This is a genomic window from Enterococcus sp. S22(2020) (assembly GCF_020295385.1).
Classification (GTDB): Bacteria; Bacillota; Bacilli; order Lactobacillales; family Enterococcaceae; genus Enterococcus_L; species Enterococcus_L dunnyi.
In genome coordinates, this window is record NZ_JACFUD010000002.1 from 225,022 (window position 1) to 245,021 (window position 20,000).

Genomic DNA, 20,000 nt, shown 5'->3' on the forward strand with positions numbered 1-20,000 from the left:
AAAATTCAGACTTTGTACTGATAAAATGTAAATAATGCTTTGCTATACTTAAGGAAAGAAGCGAAAAAAAGGATGTGGGGGTGAAAAAGATCGAACAGACAATCAAAAAAACACGGGAAATGACTGCTGGAATCGATGTGATCAAATATGCTGCGGCGGTCTTAGTGATTTGTTTTCATTGTGAACGTGTATTTCAAGAGCCAGAACTGAATTTTTTATTCAAGAATGTGTTATGTCGAATTGCTGTTCCTTTCTTTTTGATCTCTACCAGCTACTTTGTGCGTAGAGGACAAACAAGCTCAAAGGGATATACGAAGCGTTATGTGAGGTCCCTGATAAAATCTTATTTATTTTGGAGCTTGATTTATTTGCCGATCGGCTTTATATGGATTCAGCAAAGCTATTCTCTTAGCCCTAGTTTATATCCAGTCGCTTTGATCGTTGGACTTTTTTATACAGGAACGTACTACCATCTCTGGTATATTCCAGCAGCTATTTTTGCCATTATTATGGTTCAATGGTTAGTGAAACGAGTAGGTTATCCATTTTTGTTAGCTCTAGCAGGGTTATTATATAGTTTTGGTTCATTGGAAACGTATTATGGCTATATTGGAAACGGGCAGCTTAAAGCCTTTTTTGATCGGTATTTACAACTATTTATCACAACAAGAAATGGCTTGTTCTTCGCATTGATTTTTGTTACGATCGGCTTTTTTATCTGGGATTATAAAGAGAAGCTTGTGAAGTATGAGAAATTTAGTGATCGCTTACTTTTGATCGCCGCTTGTCTTTTACTGACAGAAGGAGTAGTCGTTTATCAAAATATTGGGATCGATAAGAACTTTTTGTTTAGCCTGATACCATTTACTGGACTGCTTTTTTGGAAGAGTTTATCCATTGAAGTGAGCAAGCAGTTAAATGTCAGACGCTTGCGGGAGTTGGGAAAATTTTATTTCTTTATCCATCCTCTATGTATTTTATGGGCGGGAAGTCTTGTAAAGAATCATGAATTTTTTAACAATAATTGGGCGCAGTTGATCACTGTGCTTGTGATGACGCATATTTTAAGTTCTGTGATCATTTCGATGATCGAATATCCGCCGATGGCTTATGTTGAATTATGGCGCAGAATAAAATTAACACACTTTACTCTAGTAGCATAAAAGAAAGAGAGCAGAGAAATCACTTGTTGAGTGGTATTCTGTGCTCTTTTTCCATGTAAGAGCGAAGAAGCAGTGAGAAAAATTAAGTGAGGTGAACGCCCTTATCAACGTAAATAATATCGCCTACGATACCAGCGGCAAGTTCACTGACTAGAAAAGCACACGTATTTCCTACTTCTTCGATCGTTACGCCGGCTTTATCAGGTGTGCGGTCTTCTGATAGCTTGATCAACTGATCATAATCTTTGACACCTGTTACAGCTAGCGTCTTGATTGCTCCAGCGGAAATCCCATTGACACGAATTTTATCTGCGGCAAATTCATAAGCTAAATATTTTACAGCAGTCTCTAAAGAAGCTTTAGCGATACCCATCATATTATAATTTGGGATCGCTCTTTCAGAGCCTAAATAAGTCATTGTTACGATGCCAGAGCCTGGATTTAGCATAGGTTTTGCATAGTGAGCCACCGCTAATAATGAATAGCTGCTGATATCTTGTGCCAATAAATACCCGGAACGACTGATGTCACTGACGTTTCCATCTAGTTCTTCTTTGTTGGCAAAAGCGATAGCATGAACTAAACCGTCGATTTTATCGTATTTTTCTTGGATCGTTTTGAATGCTTGCGCAATCGATTCATCAGAAGCAACATCACATTCTACAAGTAAATCAGTTGGCTCTGCTAATTTTAGTAGTTGTTTTTTCATGCGCTCGTTTTGATAAGTATAGATAACGTCGGCGCCTTGCTCTTTTAATGCTTTCGCACAGCCCCAAGCAATACTTTTTTTGTTTGCGACACCCATTACGACGACTTTCTTATCTTTTAGAAACATATTGTTTTTTCCCCTTTAATAATTATTTTAGTGTGTGAAAAATAGTTTAACAACTTAATAAAATCTCAACATCTGATTTTATTTAGGTTGACGGATAAAAATGCAACTGGTATTATCTGTGTGAGAATGATAATATAATTCTCTAATTGATAATCACAACCAAACAGACATTTTATCGATGTCTGAATTATTAACTAAAATACTTTGAAAGTCAAACTATTTTACTTAATTTTAAACAAAAAAGTATTGGTTAAGCAAGTTTTTTTTAATTTGAACATCAAAATATCGATGGAGGTGCAAGATGAAGCGCGTAGTTATAACAGGGATGGGAGCAGTGACTCCTTTAGGAAATACGGTCAAAGAATATTGGCAAAATCTAGTCAACGGCAAGTTAGGGATCGGAAAAATCACTAAATTTGATTCAGAGGATACCGGTGTTGCTTTAGCTGGAGAAGTGAAAGAGTTTGATCCAAGTAACGTGCTCGATCGCAAGGAGCAAAAACGAATGGACCTATTCTCTCAATATGGATTGGTTGCAGCTTTGGAAGCATGGGAAATGAGTGGCTTGACTTACGATTCAATCGATCCTAAGCGGTTTGGCGTAATCGTCGGCAGCGGGATCGGCGGGATGACGACCTTGCAGGATCAGGTTCGAGTAATGGACAAAAAAGGAGCAAAGAGAGTAACACCGTTTTTCGTTCCAATGGTCATCGCTAATATGGCTTCAGGAAATATTTCGATCAAATTAGGGGCAAAAGGCCCCTCACAAACGATCGTAACGGCTTGTGCATCTGCAACAAATGCAATCGGTGAAGCATTCCGTACGATCAAATATGGCCTAGCTGATGTCATGATCACAGGTGGAACTGAAGCGACGATTTGTGAAATCGGTATTGCTGGTTTTGCGGCGTTGAGTGCGTTGAATACAACAGATGATCCAGCGCGGGCTTCGATCCCGTTTGATAAAGAAAGACATGGTTTTGTCATGGGTGAAGGTGCGGGTATGTTGATGCTGGAAGAGCTGGAGCATGCAAAAAAACGGGGAGCAGTGATTTTAGGTGAAGTTGTCGGCTATGGCAGTAATTGTGATGCCAGCCATATGACAGCACCATTGAAAGATGGTAGTGGCGCTGCTGATGCTATTGAACTAGCACTGGCAGAAGCTCAAATCGATGCGTCATCTGTAGGCTATATCAACGCACATGGAACATCGACACCGGCAAATGATGCAGCAGAAACGGCTGCTATCAAACGTGTCTTTGGCGATAAAGCGTATCATATTCCAATTTCCAGCACAAAAAGTATGACAGGACACTTATTAGGAGCTGCTGGCGGAATCGAAGCAATCGCTTGTGTGAAAACTTTGCAGGAAGGCATCGCTCATCCGACAACAGGATACAAAACAGCTGATCCGGAATGTGATTTAGATTACCTAACAGATGGTTCACGCGCTGTTCAAGCAGAATATGCTATCAGTAATTCATTTGGCTTTGGTGGACATAATGGCGTTATTTGTATGAAGAAATGGGAGGAAGACGAACAATGACAAGAATCATGAATGCAACTGAAATTATGGAAATGATCCCAAATCGCTACCCGATTTGTTTTATCGATTATGTGGATGAAATTATTCCAGAGAAAAAAATCATCGCAACGAAAAATGTGACGATCAATGAAGAATTTTTCCAAGGACATTTCCCTGGTAACCCAACAATGCCAGGTGTTTTGATCATCGAAGCATTAGCACAAGTAGGATCGATCTTAATTCTAAAAATGGAACAATTCCAAGGTGAAACAGCGTACATCGGTGGAATCAATAAAGCAAAATTCCGTCAAAAAGTTGTGCCGGGCGATGTGTTGAAGCTGCACTTTGAAATCGTGAAAATCAGAGATTATGTAGGAATCGGAAAAGCGACCGCATATGTAGAGGACAAAAAAGTTTGTGAATGTGAATTGACATTCATCGTAGGTAGATAATTAGCGAAGTAGTAGAAAAAGATACTCGTTTTTAAAAGGACTGAGTCGTAACTCGTAGAGTTATGTCTCAGTCCTTTTTTCAGCGATGAAGCTCGTATAATTTTAAAGCTAGCTGTAAAGCAAAGGTATTTTTTTCTTGCTCCAAATCGACAGGTAAAAGACTTTTGATCTTATCGATTCGATATAAGAGTGTATTTCGATGAATAAACAATGCTCTAGAAGTCGTTGCGATATTTAAATGATGAGCCAAATAAGCTTTTAGAGTTGGTGTGAAGCTTGTATTATTTTTTTGATCATAAGCTAATAAAGGCTGCAGATAATGGGTATAGAATTTTTTTCCCTGTTCTTTTGAAATAGAATCCACTAAAAAAGAATCAAAATAGAAATCGTTGAAAAAATAGATTTTCTCTTCTTTTTCGTCATCCTCAAGTAAGTGGATGACTTTTTTTGCTTCCTCAAAACTTTGAGAAAGTTCTAAAATCGGCAAAGTTGAACCGATAGTACAAAAAATGGTTTGCTCTGTTTTGCCCAGTTGCTCCAAATATATTCGAATTCTTTCTGCTGTATCAGAGACTTCATTATACGTTTTGACAGTGCTAAGGATCGGTTCTGTTCCTAAAAGCATGACAAGCTGATTTTTTCGGCTGAAAACATGCAGGTTTGGAAAACGATTGGCTATATAAGTGGTAAGAGAAGAAAGCACGCTTTTCATTAGTCGATCTTCTGTCTGCTTTTTCTGGATCAATGAGGTTCCTTGATTCTCAATCGTTTGGATCGAAAAGATCAAAACAGTGTAGTTTAAAGCTGGATCAAGCGTTGAATCGTAGGCTGCTAATGTATCCAAATCTTTGATTTGACCAGATAATAGCTGATCGAAAAAGTCTCGTCGAATTCTATTTTCTGTCCGTTCGATTTCAAATAGCCGCATTTGCTCTAATGCAAAAGCCATCGACCCATTTTCTAAAGCAACATAATCAAGATCGGTCAGTGCTTCATCAATTTGACAAACAAGAATAAATCCATAGTGGATCGTATCAAAATAGACAGGCATGATCACCCAAGCATATTCTGTCTCGTTAAACAGTGTTGACCGTGTAAAGGGTTTTTGAATTCGTTCAAAATTAGTTGGTAAATCGGAGAAGATCGTGATAGGAAAGCTAAAGCTGTCACCTGTTTTTCTAAGCGTTTCTTTGATAATGGGTACTTTTTGATCGCTGACAGCTATAACAGTCCAATCTATATCGACCAAAACGGTTGGGTTATGAACCATTTGAGCCAGTCCAGCAGCAATTTTTTTCATCCCTCCGCCATGCAAAGAAATTTCAAAAAACTGTGAGTGAATATCCAGAGAAGCTTGATTTAATTCGTTCACGCGTCCGGAAATTTCTGCCATGACGATATTCATGATTTTTGAAAACGCGATCCCATAAGGAATTTCAATAAGAGGCAAAGATAATTCATCAGCAAGCGCTCGCATTGATTCAGGGATCCCTTTTAAATAAATATGAGGTTTAATGCAAATTGCCGAACAGTTGATTTCCTTGAAGCGCTGAATAAATCTACGCTGTGCCTCTATATTTTCACTAAAAAAGTAACCAGAGGTAATCAAGAGTTCGCCAGCAGATAACCAGTCAGAAGCATCTGGATTGTCTAAAATGTTGACACCGGTGATTTTATTTTCAAGTCCTTTTTCTCCAGCAACTAAATTGAATGTCTTGAATTGAGGTAATGCTAAGAAATTTTTGACAGTTAACACGAAGACACCTACTTTCATTATCTAAGAATGACTAGTTTAACTATACGGTACTTAGTTAAAGTATACAACTTTAAGCGATGATATTCAGATGATTTGCCTGTTTTTGAAAAGGCTTACTTAGTGTAAATTTAATCATGTAAAGAAGAGTTATTCAAGGAGGTGGAAAAGATGCGAACGTATAAAAGTCTTTCTATTGCTCAATACTTTCTATCAGAGCTTCAAAAAAAGCAATGGACCGGAACGATCCATAGTACATTTGCACGGACAATAAATATTATTGATGATTCTGGTACATTATATACGATTGCCACATCTGAATTGGATGATGCACCAAATACGATACGTGTCGCTGATTTTTTTTACGACCAGCTACAAATACCTTTGAATACACCTGTTTTTGTACAGCATGACCAGTTGATCATTGAGGATGTTGCTGCGATAGAGATAGACGAGGTAGAGAAGTGGAAATACCCAGAAATTTTCTTTCCTTCAAAAAAGGCTTACCAAGAGCTAGAGCGCCGTATTCAAAAGGTCGATCAGTGGTTAGGGCAAATCGATAGTAAGGGCGGCTATTTATTGAATCATACCCAAACTACAGCTTATGAAAAAATGATGCATACGATGCTTTGGAAAGAAACAGGTCATCTGCTTAACTATTTAAAAGAGAAACAGCTGTTTCAAGCAATGACGCAATTAAACCGAGTAATTGGGTTAGGACCAGGACTGACACCTTCAGGCGATGACTTTTTAGTTGGACTGGCACTTATTTTTACCACAACCGATTATCCGTATCATTCATTGAAACAATGGCTGATCAATTGTCGTCAAGAGTTGAAAAAGCGAACGAATGTCATTAGTTTTTCTACACTTGATTGGGCAATCAAAGGTGAGGCGCGCGAGCGCTTGGGTGTTTTCTTAAATGAATTATTTTATGGTGAGGATGAAACGTTGCTCAAAGAAAAAATGCTGCAAGTTTTAGCTATCGGCTCGACTTCTGGTGGAGATATCCTTTCAGGAATGTTGGCTGGAGTGGAGTTTACGTTGGAAAAACAGAGAGAGACGGGGGGATATTTTGCTGAGAATCACAACGAAAGAATTTGAGTTGATGATGAATAGTGCCAGGTTTTTGTGAGAAAGTATTGAATATTTGTGATGTCCAGCTGTACAAATCAATCCTTAGGAAAATAGATAAATCGTCAATGAGACAAAAAACGTCTCAAAGTCAATTTCCTAATTTTCTACAGGATTAAACGATTTGTTCCGCATCTATTGTTATCTAGCTACACAGGCTAGCCTTTCGGGAAAAAGATAAAAATAGAGTGAGGCAGAAAGCACCTCAATCGATTTTTCCTATTTTCCAGTCAAGGTTGAACGAGCCTGTTCCGCTTTTAATGTTATCCAGCTGCACAGGTCAGCCTTTCGGGAAAAAGATAAAAATGAATTGTGGCAAAAAGCACCACATTTCATTTTTCCTATTTTCTAGTCAAGGCTAAACGACCTGTTCTGCTTTTAAATTAAGGAGGAATTTTTATGTCAATCAGTATCAAGATTCAACCGAATACCTATATTGATTCTGTTTCGTTGATGGCTTTGTCTACTAGAGCGAATCAATTGACGGGTGTAGATCAGGCAATCATTGCAATGGCTACAGAGATGAATAAAGAAGTGATGAAAAATGTTGGTTTGTTTACAACGGAGATTGAACAGGCACAGACGAGTGATTTGGTGATTGCTGTTGAAGCAGATAATTCAATGGATTCAGAAGAGCTGTTCAAAGAAATCGAACAGTTGATGACAGAGAAAAAGGAAAAAGGTACTAGTCGATCTGCTGAGCAGTATACAACGATTGAGACAGCAAAAAAGGCGATACCTGAAGCTAATTTAGCCGTGATTTCAGTCAATGGTCAGTATGCAGCTAGAGAAGCTAGAAAAGCATTGGCGAATGATCTACACGTTATGATGTTTAGTGATAACGTAAGTGTGCAAGAAGAAATTCAATTGAAAGATTTAGCTCATGAAAAAGGCTTGCTGATGATGGGACCTGATTGTGGGACAGCGATCATCAATAATGTAGGACTCTGCTTTGCGAATAAAGTGCGTAAGGGCAGTATTGGTATCGTTGGGGCGTCCGGCACTGGAAGTCAGGAAATCAGCGTCCGCATCCACGAGTTTGGCGAAGGTGTTTCACAATTGATCGGAACCGGTGGACGAGATTTAAGTGAGGTAGTCGGTGGGCGAATGATGCTGGATGCGATCGATGCGTTAGAGGCAGATCCAGATACAAAGGTGATCGTATTGATTTCTAAGCCGCCTGCAAAAATAGTCGAAGAAAAAATTTTGGCACGAGTTAGACAATCAACAAAGCCAGTGGTCATTTGGTTTATTGGCAGTGAGCCACGTCCGAATGAAGAAGGGATTTATTTTGAGAAAATGTCTAAAGCTGCAGCATTAAGAGCGGTCACTCTTGCTGGGATCGATGAAAATAGTCTAGATGTTCATCCATTGAATTTCCCATTGATCGATGAGGTTCGGGCAAAATTAAATCCAGAGCAACGCTACATTCGCGGTTTATTTACTGGCGGAACCCTTTGTGATGAAGCCATGTTTACCGCAAAAGAACGATTTTCAGATGTTTACAGCAATATCGCAACGGATGATGAGCACCTGCTTCATTTTGGTGAACCTAGTCAGGCCCATACATTTATCGATTTTGGCGCAGATGAGTTTACAAACGGCAAGCCGCATCCAATGATCGATCCATCCAACCGAATCGCTCGTTTTGTCGAAGAAGCGGCCGATCCAGCAGTTGGGGTTATCTTGATGGACTTTGTTCTAGGATATGGCTCACATGCTGATCCAGTCGGTGTAATGGTGCCTTATATGAAAGAAGCAAAAGAAAAAGCAGCAGCAGAAGGCCGTCATTTAGAAATCATTGGTTATGTGCTGGGAACAGATTTAGATAAACAGGATATCAATGAACAAGTCGAAAAATTGACAGCAATTGGTGCAACATATGCCAGCAGCAGTCAAAATGCCGGATTGTTGGCAAGAGAATTTGTCGTGAAAGGGGCAGAATGACCATGAGTAAAATTACTGAGCTATTTCAAGAAGAGCCTGTGATCATTGATTTAGGGATCGAAGCATTTCAAGAGGAGTTGACTGAGCAGCACGTAGAGGCTAACTATCTAAATTGGGCACCTCCTGGTCAAGGAAAAGCCACTATCTTGGCGGCGCTAGAAAAAATCGAAACACCTGAAAATCTCGAAAAAATCAAAAGAGCCAATGAAGAAGCTGTGAATCGAATCATTTCTTCACAAATTTCATTGATAGGGTATGATCAAGCGATCAATGTTGTACCAGGAATGACGAAAAATACGATTTTACATGCTGGACCGCCCATTACTTGGGAAAAAATGAATGGTCCGATGAAAGGTGCGGTCAAAGGTGCGCTAGTCTTTGAAGGTTTAGCAAAAGATTTAGACGATGCCGAATGTGTGGCAGCTTCTGGTGAAATCATTTTTTCTCCTTGTCATGAGCACCAATGTGTAGGCTCGATGGCTGGCGTGACTTCTGCTTCTATGTACATGCATATTGTTGAAAATAAAACGTACGGAAATTTAGCGTTCACTAATTTAAGTGAACAAATGTCTAAAATTTTACGGATGGGTGCCAATGATGAAAGTGTGATCGAACGTCTGATTTGGATGAGAGATACATTTGGTCCGATCTTAAGAGATGCGATGAAGTTATGTAAGGAAGGAATCGATTTGAAATTGATGCTGGCACAAGCATTGCATATGGGCGATGAATGCCATAATCGTAATAATGCTGGAACAACATTGTTGATTCAAGCATTGACGCCTTATATTATTCAAACAGATCATACGATCGAAGAAATGAAGGAAGTGTTCGATTTTGTTGCCAGCAGTGATTATTTCTCAGGACCAACGTGGATGGCAATGTGTAAAGCTGCCTTGGATTCTGCTGTCGGTATTCCTTACAGCACAGTAGTAACGACGATGGCTCGAAATGGAACAGAATTTGGGATTCATATTAGTGGAATCGAAGGGAATCCATGGTTTGTAGGCCCTTCTCAAAAAGTGATCGGTCCGATGTTTGCCGGCTATAAACCAGAGGATGCTGGGTTGGATATTGGCGATAGTGCTATTACAGAAACTTATGGTATCGGCGGCTTTGCGATGGCGGCAGCTCCAGCGATCGTAGCCTTAGTTGGTGGAACGATCGAAGATGCATTACGTTTTTCTGTTGAGATGCAGGGAATCACAACCGCTGAAAATCCTAACATTACGATTCCAACACTTGATTTTATGGGCGTTCCTTCCGGCATCGACAGCCTAAAAGTGATCCAAACCAACACATTGCCGATCATCAATACAGCAATTGCTCATAAAGAAGCAGGAATCGGAATGATCGGTGCGGGTATCACACATCCGCCAATGGAAGCATTTGAAAAAGCGATCATCGCGTTTAGCGAACAACTATAAAACCGAAAGGAGTGAGCAAAATGGATGTAGTAAAAACAGACCGTTCTTTACTTGAAGCGATCTCCGCTGCTGAAATTGAACGTGTGCATGAATTGCTTCAAGCAGGAGCAGATGTCTCTATGACGGATGAAGCAGGACGATCACCTTTGATGATGGCTGTTCAGCAAAATAATCTAGCGCTAGTAAAGGAATTACTTCGTTTCCATGCGGATGTGAATCAAAAAGATCATACCAGCCTTTCGCCGTTCATTTGTGCAGCAGCGAATGGGTTTGATGACATTGTTTATGAATTGCTTCAAGCAGGAGCAGATTTACCATCAGTGAATCGTTTTGGCGGGACAGCCTTGCTTCCTTCTAGTGAAAAAGGTTATCTGAAAACCGTTCAGCTCTGTCTAGCAGCAGGAGTACCAGTCGATCATGTCAATCGATTGAGTTGGTCAGCGTTATTAGAAGCGACGATTTTAGGAGATGGTGGACGTTTATATCGCGATGTTATTCGAGAGTTAGTTCAGCATCAGGCAGATGTGAGCCAAACAGATGATTCAGGAAAAAATGCCCTTGACTACGCAAGGGAGTCAGGAAACGAGCAACTAATTGCGATTCTCGAAAAAAAAGAAGTCGAAGCACCGTTTTTCCAAAGAGTTCGCAGTCTTTTAAGAGAAGATGCCGTTATACAAGTTTTAGATTTACTTGAAAAACAAAATCAGACGAACTTAGATGTTCTCTACTATTTAGGGTACACTCATCAACGGTCAAAAGATTACCAGAAAGCGACCGAATATTATAAAAAAGGCTGGCAGCAAGAGGCGGAATTTGCTTTTTATCTAGCCAATACATTCCGTATGATGGGAGAAACAGAACAAGCATTAAAAGTATACGATCAAGCAATCAAAACGGATCAAGGATTCTTTTATCGCTACCACAAATCAAATTTTTTAAGAGAATTAGGACGTCATGAAGCAGCGGTCGAATTGATGGATGATTTATTAAAAGACTATCCAGATCGAGTGGATTTTTATTTTCACAAAGCAAACAGCTTGCGCAGTCTAAATCGCCATCAAGAAGCGATCGAAGCGATGGACAAAGCCATTCAGTTAAACCCAGATAACCCATTATTTTCAGAGCACAAAGCACAGTCACTTCAATTTCTAAAAAACTAAAGAAACGTATTGGAGGAAAAGACAATGGAATCAGTAGAGAAACAAACGATCGACACTGCACCTACCTATTCTGCAGAATTACTGCCAAAAACAGGAGCCGACAAAAACTGGGGCATTTTTAATTATGTCACATTATGGATGGGTGCCGTTCACAATATACTTTCTTATATGACAGTCGCGGGATTTTTCCTACTTGGATTAAATACGAAGCAAGTCTTAGCTGCCGTAATGTTATCTGCTGTGATCGTTTCCGTATTTTATGTGTTGAATGGTGTTGCCTCTGCTAAATATGGATTGCCGTTTCCTATGCTGCTGCGTTCTGTATTTGGCGTAAAAGGTGCGATCATCCCATCCTTATGTAGAGGCTTGATTGCGGGTGTTGTCTTCTTTGGCACGCAAAGTGTGGTAAGTGCCCAATCGCTGGATGTCTTGTTCAGTCGAATCATTCCTAATTATATGAATATTGGTGGCGGGATGACGATTTTAGGGATGCCGGCGCCAACGATGCTGAGCTATCTGATCATTTGGTGTGTAACTGTTGCTTTATTTTTAGGAGGAACAAAAGTTTTGGATAAATTTGGCAATTGGTCTTCACCAATCGTCTATGTCTTTATTGTTGGAGCAGCGATTTGGACGATTCAAATTGCCGGTGGTTTTGGTCCGATCTTAGCTTACACACCAGCTAACGCGACGAATAGTCCGATCGTATTTATTGCCTGTGTGAGTGCTTTAGTGTCAAATTGGGCTGGTCCGATCGTAAATATCGGTGACTTTACTCAAAAAGCAAAAACGCCAAAAGCGATGATCATCGGTTTACCATTAGGCTTTATCTTGTCTTATATATTATTTGCGATCACATGTGTGGGTCTGATCGCAGGAACGCAAATCGCATTTGGTGAACCGATTTTCAATATCGTAAATGCTTTTGATAAAATCAATAATACGTTTGCTGTTTTCGTTTTGATTCTAGCACTGAATATGGGCGCGTTAGCATTCGTTGTATTCGGGAATTTATTTCCAGCGGGGCTGCAGATGTCATCATTGTTTCCAAAAGTTTTGGATGTCAAAAAGGCTGGTGTATTGACTGCGATTATTGGTACAATGATCTTACCTTGGAAGTTGGTAGAAAATGCATCGACGTTATTCTATTTCTATAGTTTCATCGGCTCTATGTTTGGTCCAATTGCAGGAATCATGCTCGCCAGCTTTTATATTGAGCATAAACAAGTGATCGATCTAGAGAATATCTATGTAGAAGACGGCGATATGGGTGAGTTCAAATCAGGATATAATAAGAAAGCGATGATGACTTTAGGGATCAGTTTTGTCATAACGATGTCCGGCGCTTTTTTGCAATCGGTTCCATTTTTAAAGACAATCAATGACTTTGCTTTCTTCTCAGGATTGATCTTTTCATTTGTCGTCTATAGTGTGTTAAGTAAAGTCATGAAACAAACGAATTAGTATTGGAGGAGAAAATGATGGATTTTATGAAGCTGGCAGCAGAAGCTACTGTTTCAGGGATGGAAAAGAAATATGGTGGGCCGTTTGGTGCTACATTAGTTCGAAATGGAGAAGTGATCGTGTCAGTCAGTAATACGATGATGAAAGATACAGACCCATCTGCACACGCTGAAATGATTGCTGTGCGGGAAGCTTGTAAAAAGCTGGATACGATGGATTTATCTGATTGTGAAATCTACGCAACCTGTGAACCTTGCCCTATGTGTGTAGGTGCGATCATGTGGGCGGGAATCAAAACAGTCTACTATTCAAATACAAGAGAAGATGCTGCAAAACATGGTTTTTCAGATATGCATTTACGACATTATTTAGATGGATCAGATCAAACACCGCTTTCAATGATCCATACAGGCAGCTGTCCTGAATGTGATGAATTGTGGCAAACTTTTGATCAAATTTCTAAAAAATCAGAATAAATATGGTCATTTGAAAGAGCTGGTTGCTAAGAGACGATCGGCTCTTTTGTGTTGAATGAGAAAATAGGCAGATTTTTTCTATATTTAAAATGTAATCCTGTTATTAATGAAAAAAATACCCCTCTTTTTGTGTTAAACTATTGGTGACTAATAAAAAGGAGAAAATTATGGGGATCAATAGATGTAGTGAAAAATGTGCAGAGAGACGTTCCAGCAGATGTACTCCGAGCTATGCAAAAAGATGGATTGATAACGAATGCCCAATACAGAAAATTAATAAAACAATAAGAATAGGAGTAATAATATGATTGTTGGAGATGCAGAGAGATTTGCTTTCGAGTTTAATATTCAAGAAGATGGTTATGGAGAATTCGATCTCATTATAAATGATAAGAGGATTACTAGGTTTAGCCAAAATGAAACTATATATCCATTTAAGGGAAGTATCATTGAATTAGCAGAATGGTTTGAAGAAAGTAAAAGTATGTTCTTTGATACAACTCCTCCTCCGTTTCCGCTTCCGATAAAAGGCAATACCATTGCTGAAAAAGACAGATTTTATAGAGCTGCTGACTTCATTTTTACTTTAGAAGATGAAGAATTTGATGCATTAGAAAATATAGCTGATTGGTTATTTAAACATTCTTGGCAATCTGCTAGAGGTGGTGGCTTTTTACTTCCTGCTAACTTTTATAGTGAAGATGGCAAATGGTTAGAGATTTCGTGGGATGCTATGGACACATACTCTCAGTATGGAGCTGAGTTTGTATACAAAGAAGGCGTTGCGTATATTGAAAAAGATATATTTGAAGAAATAATCGACGAATTTATAACTGAAGTAAATAAATTCAAGTAAATAAAAGGTAATTTTTTAACAAATCGCCCCTCCTGCTTGTAGAATCAGGATAAGTTATTCTGCAGACAGGAAGGTTTTTGTTAGGTCCAACAGACTCTAAAGAGATCGAGGAGATTATCAGGAAAATAAAAGCAAAGAACCAGGAGATCAAGATTGGAGAAATATTTCCAACAAACATAGTCCCTTTACTAGTACGCACATCTGATCACGATATCGATGTTGAAGCAATGGCTTAGGGTTTTCATGGATTCAAAAAGTCTCAATTATTTTAGAAAAAATACAAGCGATAGCGAAAGTTGATTCTATAAAAAAATTTACTTATACTAAATACCCAAAGTATTTTCTGATAGCAGAACTGCCTATTCTAGTAGAATAACTGCGTTGAATCTGCTACAATAGTCTAGGAGTATAGTCGAGTCTCTAGTTTAATAGAGATAGTCAATCTTAACAAAAGAAGGAGAACTATAAAATGATAGCAGTAAGTGATCTTAAAGCAGGTATGACATTCGAACAAGACGGAAAATTGATCCGTGTAATGGAAGCTAGCCACCACAAACCAGGTAAAGGAAATACCGTTATGCGTATGAAGCTAAAAGATGTTCGTACAGGAGCAACGACAGATACAACGATGCGTCCAGATGATAAAGTCAAAAAAGCCTTTATCGAAAGTAAACCTGTACAATACCTATACAGCCAAGATGACACAGCGAACTTTATGGATTTAGAAACATATGAACAATATGAAATCCCAACAACTGTGATCGAAGATGAATTAAAATATCTTCTTGAAAACATGGAAGTAAAAATCCAATTCTACGGTACAGAAGTTATCGGTGTGACATTGCCAACAACTGTTGTTCTACGTGTGCAAGAAACACAACCATCGATCAAAGGTGCAACTGTTTCAGGTTCTGGTAAACCAGCCGTAATGGAAACAGGTTTAGTAGTCAACGTTCCTGATTTTATCGAAGCTGATGAATTATTAGAAATCAACACACAAGAAGGTACGTATTTGAAACGTGCGTCTAAATAAATTTGATTTTAGTGGATCAAAAACGATCATCCTCTAATTTGATTTTTTAAGCCTGGAAATAACGTAAGGTTATGTTTCAGGTTTTTTTTTATGTTCGTGATCTTGCCGAGAAGGTGAAATGATGTAAACATGCTATAATAAAAAAGGAAGTTTATTTGTAGAAAGGGAGAAACTTATGTTCTTTTTATTAACCTTGTGTTTGGTGTTATTATTCACCAAACTAGCTGGTCATTTTTGTAATCGAATCGGCATACCTTCTGTTATCGGTGAATTGTTGGTCGGTATTTTGATTGGACCAGCTATTTTAGGATGGATCAAACCGGATGAATTTATGCATTACTTTTCTGAGATAGGTGTCATTATTTTGATGTTTATTGCAGGCTTGGAAAGTGATTTGGAGCTTTTAAAAAAATATTGGCGGCCTGCTTTAGCTGTAGCGTTGATGGGTATTATTTTCCCAGCAGCAATGGGGTTTGGTGTAGGAGAGTTGTTTCAGTTTTCCGTTCAAAATGCGATTTTTCTAGGTGTACTTTTTAGTGCGACGTCTGTTAGTATTTCAGTTCAAGTGTTGAAGGATCTGAAAAAGATCGATACAGAAGAAGGTGCGACGATCCTTGGTGCAGCGGTGGTTGATGATATTGTCGTTGTTTTGATTTTAGGTATCATGTTGAGCTTGATGAATCGTTCAACACCTGATAGTAGCTTGCCGTTATGGGAAGTCTTACTATTGAAAGTATTCTTTTTCATCGTTATTTTCGCGGCAAGTAAATGGCTAGTTCCTTGGTTGTTGAATTTAAGTGAAAAATTAGTTGCGATCGAAGCCGTATCAGCAATTTCATTAGTTGTTTGTCTAGGGTTTGCCTATTTTGCTGAAATGCTTGATATGGGTGCGATCATCGGTGCATTTTTTGCGGGAGTTGCGATTGCCCAAACAGATTATCGTAAACGGGTAGACGAAAAGCTGGAAACGATTGGGTATGCGGTATTCATTCCGATGTTTTTTGTGTCGATCGGGTTGAATATGACGTTTGCCGGCATGTCTAAACATTTCTTATTTATCGTTATTTTGACCATTGCAGCTGTACTGTCAAAATTATTAGGTGGCGCTTTGGGTGCAAGAGTAACTGGCTTTAAAGGAATTTCGACATTGATCATTGGTTCGGGGATGGTTTCTAGAGGAGAGATGGCATTGATAATAGCCCAAGTTGGTTTAACATCGAGCTTTCTTTCGGAAGAGTATTATTCATCCGTGATCATTGTGGTGATTGCCACTACGATCATCGCTCCGTTGCTGTTAAAAGCAACGATCATGAAGCAAAATAAACAAATGATCGTTTAAAAAAATGAGATGAAGGCTGTTTAGATTTGAGCAATTGGGATGAAAATCGGCTAGTGCGCTGTTCATGTCGTGTGGTTGTTGCGATATTGACGGATCTGACTTTGACAGTATCTATCAAAAATTAGAGTCCGAACCAAAACTGTTTTAGTTTTGGTTCGGACTCTTTTCGTTTTAATGGACAGAGCCCATCAACTTTTTGATCGGATTTTTGCAAAGAATCAGGATGACTCCTGCAATCACAGCGACAATTCCGACGATCCCAAAATAAGCAGACTCGGTTTGTGGTGTATAAAAGCGTGCAATTTGTGCATTGATTGCCTGTGAGGCTGCATCAGCTAAAAGCCAAATAGCAACGGTTTGTGACTCGAAGGCTTTCGGCGCTAATTTTGTCGTGATCGATAGCCCTACAGGTGAAATACACATTTCTCCTACGATCATAATAAAGAAGCTGAAGAATAACCATAAGGGACTGACACGCCCTTCTGTTCCGTATAATAGCCCGGGAAGCATCAATAGTACAAATGAAAGACCCGCGAAGACTAAGCCTAATGAGAATTTTACTACGGTCGAAGGCTGTCTTTTTCCTAAACGTGTCCACAAAGCGACGAAAATAGGAGTCAAAACAACAACGAAAATAGGATTCAATGATTGGAACCAGCTTGGAGCGATCGAAAAACCAAATAATGTATCATGTGTTCGTTCGTTAGCGAATAAAGCTAAGATAGAAGAGCCTTGTTCTTCTAGTGACCAGAAAACGATCCCCGCTAAAAATAGTGGAATGTAGCCTAAAACACGTGGTTTTTCCTCATCAGTCACATCTTTTGATGTCAGCATTTTGATAAAGTAATATGCTGGAAGCAAAATACCGATGATACTAACGATATTGATGAAAAAAGCGATCGTTAAACGACCTAAGACAAAAGCGCCGCCGAAGATCAAAACAGCTACAACTACAGCAATCAGGAAAGAACGCATGAATTTTTTACGTTCATCAGCATCCATCGGATTTGTTGGTGCTAAGCCGATGTTCGATAAAGATTTTTTTCCTTGGAAGTGATATTGCAGCAAACCGAAGAACATCCCGAAAGCTGCTACAGAGAAACCAATATGATAATTATACGTTTGACCTAATGTTCCAACGACAAATGGTGCAATCAACGCACCGATATTGATGCCCATATAAAAAATAGAAAAACCAGCATCTCGTCTTGTGTCTGTTGTTGAGTAAAGATGACCGACCATACCGGAAACATTTGGTTTTAACATCCCCGTACCGATCACGATCAAAAGGATAGATAGAAATAATGCGGCAACCCCAAAAGGTGTCGCTAATACAATGTGACCGACCATAATAAATAATCCGCCGAAGAAAACTGTTTTTCTGGCTCCTAATACACGGTCAGAAATCCATCCGCCAACGATACTTGACATAAATACAAGTGAGCCATAAATCGACATGATCGCTAAGGCCATTTCTTTTGGTAAGCCGAGCCCGCCGTTTGCGACTGTATCATAAATATAGTAGAGTAAAATTGCCCGCATGCCATAATAACTAAATCTTTCCCACATCTCTGTAAAGAAAAGTGTCGATAGTCCTTTAGGTTGTCCTAGAAAAGATTTGTCTAGCTGCTGTTCATTCATAGAAAATAACCTCAATTCTTTTTAATATTCAGAAAATTTATGTAAGTTAGATTTTCTGAAAACTATCCATCCTGCATTGTAAACCGTTACTCTTTTAATTTTCATAGATTTTCATGATTAAGCTATAAAAAAAAAGTGTTTTTATATCATTTTATTTTCATAATATAGATTAAAAGATAGCGAATAAGTTAAATTAATGCAAAAGAAAGAACGTGATCAGTTGAAAGAAATGACAAAAAAACAACAAGAGTGGGCATCTTTAAAATATTTGATTCTATCAAAGTCACAAAATGATTATAATGCGATTCGAAAATTAGTGTCTGGAAAAGAGTGGAATGAAGAAAAAGAAGCCTTGTTTCAATCGTACCTTCAGCATGCACTGACGCTGCCTGATGATAAAGGAAGTAAATTGAATGCTTATCAGCACGTTTGGGGCTATTTTAAAAAACTGGCGACAGCTGAGGAACGAAAGACATACAGTAAATTGCTGGATGATTTTTCTTTAGAGAATGATCAGCTTTGGCTATTTTTGAAAGAGTTGATTCTAACCTATGATGAACCTTATTTACGGAACTCAAAACTATTTTTCCCGTAGAAAAAAGTGAGGATGAAATGTAATGTTACATATCCATCCTCACTTTTTTACTATTCTTTTGAAATATAAGTACTGATCGGTTTTTGATAATCCAACCAATCCTGTGCATCATTATTAAAATACTGAGCCAAGAGAAACCCTATAAAAGGTCCTGTTGTCAAACCGGAGGAACCTAAACCGCTGGCAACGACGGCAGTCGGATCATCTGGCAGACAATTGAAAAATGGCGCGAAATCTGAGGTGTAAGCTCTGGTACCAACACGATAAGAAGAAGCATGCTCTTCAAAAAAAGTTGGAGAAGATAAAAAGGGTACTGATTTTTGTTTTAGCTGAATGAAAGCTTCTTTTGTTGGTGTCAAATCAAAGCCAGCGGTATTTTCATGTGTTGCACCGATCAAGATTTTTCCATTTTCAAAAGGAATCAAGTCACTCTCACCATCCAACATAGCAACAGGCCAGTTTCCGCTATCTTTATACGGCGTTTCAAAGGACAGTAATTGTCCTTTCTGTGCTCGAATATCTGCTTTATAACCTAGTGGGGCTAATAAAGCAGATAAGCCGGGACCTGCGCAAATCGCAATTGCGTCAAAAGCTTCTGGCTGATCTGTTTTGTCAATCAACCAGTGCTCTTTCTTACGATCTATTTTGACTGAGCCGGTGTGTAAGGTAATGTTTTTGCGTGCTGCATGTTGCCGCATGATAGCTAAATAATTTGCTCCGTCCAATTTGCCGCCGCCTGAAATCGAAAGAGCGGGAAGCGCCTTTAACAAAGGCAATTTGGCAGTGACTTCTGCAGCGTCCAGTAATTGAATCTCACCGATTTCGGGAGCCTCTTGTTTGCGTTCTTCTGCTAATATCCTTAAGGGCTCCAATTCTCCGTCTTTACGTAGGATCAATGTTCCAGATTGTTGATAAACCGAGAGAGGTAAAGAAAAGTCTTGAATCAATTTAGGATAAAAGGCAGCACCGTTTTTTGCTAAATGATACCATTTTTTGTTGCGCCGTTTTGATAACCAGGGAGAAATGATCCCTGCACTGGCTCTCGTTGCTTGGCCTGTTGGATCATCAAAAAGTGTTACATCATACTTTGTTAAATCAAGGTAATTGGCAAGGGTCAAACCGATGATCCCGCCGCCCACAATAGCTAATTTTTTCATAATAGAACTCCTTCATAACATGAATAGGCTATCTACTATTTTT

The 20,000-nt window shown here is 39.0% G+C and carries 17 protein-coding genes; 13 read left to right on the forward strand and 4 right to left on the reverse strand.

The window, feature by feature from the left end; translation table 11 throughout:
- Positions 1-80 precede the first annotated feature (80 nt).
- Positions 81-1,163 (forward strand): acyltransferase family protein, encoded by a 1,083-nt coding sequence (locus H3T55_RS04005; protein WP_225533443.1) that lies wholly within the window; start codon positions 81-83, stop codon positions 1,161-1,163.
- 82 nt (positions 1,164-1,245) lie between these two features.
- Here H3T55_RS04005 and fabI read toward each other — a convergent pair whose 3' ends face one another.
- Entirely contained in the window at positions 1,246-1,998 is a 753-nt protein-coding gene (gene fabI, locus H3T55_RS04010) for an enoyl-ACP reductase FabI (RefSeq protein WP_087640752.1), read from the reverse strand.
- 301 nt (positions 1,999-2,299) lie between these two features.
- Here fabI and fabF point away from each other — a divergent pair, with 301 nt between their 5' ends.
- Both fabF and fabZ read left to right on the forward strand, forming a co-directional pair.
- A complete protein-coding gene (fabF, locus tag H3T55_RS04015) occupies positions 2,300-3,544 on the forward strand; it encodes a beta-ketoacyl-ACP synthase II (RefSeq protein ID WP_087640753.1) in 1,245 nt (414 codons plus the stop codon).
- Positions 3,541-3,975, forward strand: coding sequence for a 3-hydroxyacyl-ACP dehydratase FabZ (gene fabZ, locus H3T55_RS04020; RefSeq protein ID WP_087640754.1), 435 nt, complete (start codon positions 3,541-3,543; stop codon positions 3,973-3,975). The genes fabF and fabZ overlap by 4 nt, the downstream gene beginning before the upstream one ends.
- 79 nt (positions 3,976-4,054) lie before the next feature.
- On the opposite strand, the gene H3T55_RS04025 is transcribed toward fabZ, so the two are convergent.
- On the reverse strand, positions 4,055-5,731 hold the full coding sequence (locus tag H3T55_RS04025) for a PucR family transcriptional regulator (protein WP_225533444.1): 1,677 nt from the start codon (positions 5,729-5,731) through the stop codon (positions 4,055-4,057).
- Positions 5,732-5,899: 168 nt separating this feature from the next.
- On the opposite strand from H3T55_RS04025, the gene H3T55_RS04030 reads away from it, so the two are divergent.
- From H3T55_RS04030 to H3T55_RS04070, 9 genes are all read left to right on the forward strand, one after another.
- Entirely contained in the window at positions 5,900-6,832 is a 933-nt protein-coding gene (locus tag H3T55_RS04030; RefSeq protein ID WP_225533445.1) for a DUF2877 domain-containing protein, read from the forward strand.
- A gap of 429 nt (positions 6,833-7,261) precedes the next feature.
- Positions 7,262-8,809, forward strand: coding sequence for an acyl-CoA synthetase FdrA (gene fdrA, locus H3T55_RS04035; RefSeq protein ID WP_225533446.1), 1,548 nt, complete (start codon positions 7,262-7,264; stop codon positions 8,807-8,809).
- A gap of 2 nt (positions 8,810-8,811) precedes the next feature.
- Positions 8,812-10,236, forward strand: coding sequence for a DUF1116 domain-containing protein (locus tag H3T55_RS04040; RefSeq protein WP_225533447.1), 1,425 nt, complete (start codon positions 8,812-8,814; stop codon positions 10,234-10,236).
- 20 nt (positions 10,237-10,256) lie between these two features.
- Positions 10,257-11,396: an ankyrin repeat domain-containing protein gene (locus H3T55_RS04045; RefSeq protein WP_225533448.1), complete on the forward strand. Its 1,140-nt coding sequence runs from the start codon at positions 10,257-10,259 to the stop codon at positions 11,394-11,396.
- A gap of 24 nt (positions 11,397-11,420) precedes the next feature.
- Positions 11,421-12,860 carry a cytosine permease gene (locus H3T55_RS04050; RefSeq protein ID WP_225533449.1) on the forward strand — a complete coding sequence of 480 codons (1,440 nt, stop codon included), beginning with the start codon at positions 11,421-11,423 and terminating at the stop codon, positions 12,858-12,860.
- A 17-nt stretch (positions 12,861-12,877) separates the two neighbouring features.
- Positions 12,878-13,336 carry a nucleoside deaminase gene (locus tag H3T55_RS04055; protein ID WP_225533450.1) on the forward strand — a complete coding sequence of 153 codons (459 nt, stop codon included), beginning with the start codon at positions 12,878-12,880 and terminating at the stop codon, positions 13,334-13,336.
- Positions 13,337-13,640: 304 nt separating this feature from the next.
- Entirely contained in the window at positions 13,641-14,192 is a 552-nt protein-coding gene (locus H3T55_RS04060; RefSeq protein WP_225533451.1) for a hypothetical protein, read from the forward strand.
- 469 nt (positions 14,193-14,661) lie between these two features.
- Positions 14,662-15,225 (forward strand): elongation factor P, encoded by a 564-nt coding sequence (gene efp, locus H3T55_RS04065; RefSeq protein WP_225533452.1) that lies wholly within the window; start codon positions 14,662-14,664, stop codon positions 15,223-15,225.
- Positions 15,226-15,400: 175 nt separating this feature from the next.
- Entirely contained in the window at positions 15,401-16,564 is a 1,164-nt protein-coding gene (locus H3T55_RS04070) for a cation:proton antiporter (protein ID WP_225533453.1), read from the forward strand.
- A gap of 171 nt (positions 16,565-16,735) precedes the next feature.
- Here the strand turns inward: H3T55_RS04070 and H3T55_RS04075 are convergent, their stop codons facing one another.
- Positions 16,736-18,205: a peptide MFS transporter gene (locus H3T55_RS04075; RefSeq protein WP_225533454.1), complete on the reverse strand. Its 1,470-nt coding sequence runs from the start codon at positions 18,203-18,205 to the stop codon at positions 16,736-16,738.
- A 196-nt stretch (positions 18,206-18,401) separates the two neighbouring features.
- On the opposite strand from H3T55_RS04075, the gene H3T55_RS04080 reads away from it, so the two are divergent.
- Positions 18,402-18,800, forward strand: a complete 399-nt coding sequence (locus tag H3T55_RS04080; protein WP_225533455.1) for a YbgA family protein — start codon at positions 18,402-18,404, stop codon at positions 18,798-18,800.
- A gap of 50 nt (positions 18,801-18,850) precedes the next feature.
- On the opposite strand, the gene H3T55_RS04085 is transcribed toward H3T55_RS04080, so the two are convergent.
- On the reverse strand, positions 18,851-19,957 hold the full coding sequence (locus H3T55_RS04085; protein ID WP_225533456.1) for an NAD(P)/FAD-dependent oxidoreductase: 1,107 nt from the start codon (positions 19,955-19,957) through the stop codon (positions 18,851-18,853).
- Positions 19,958-20,000 lie beyond the last annotated feature (43 nt).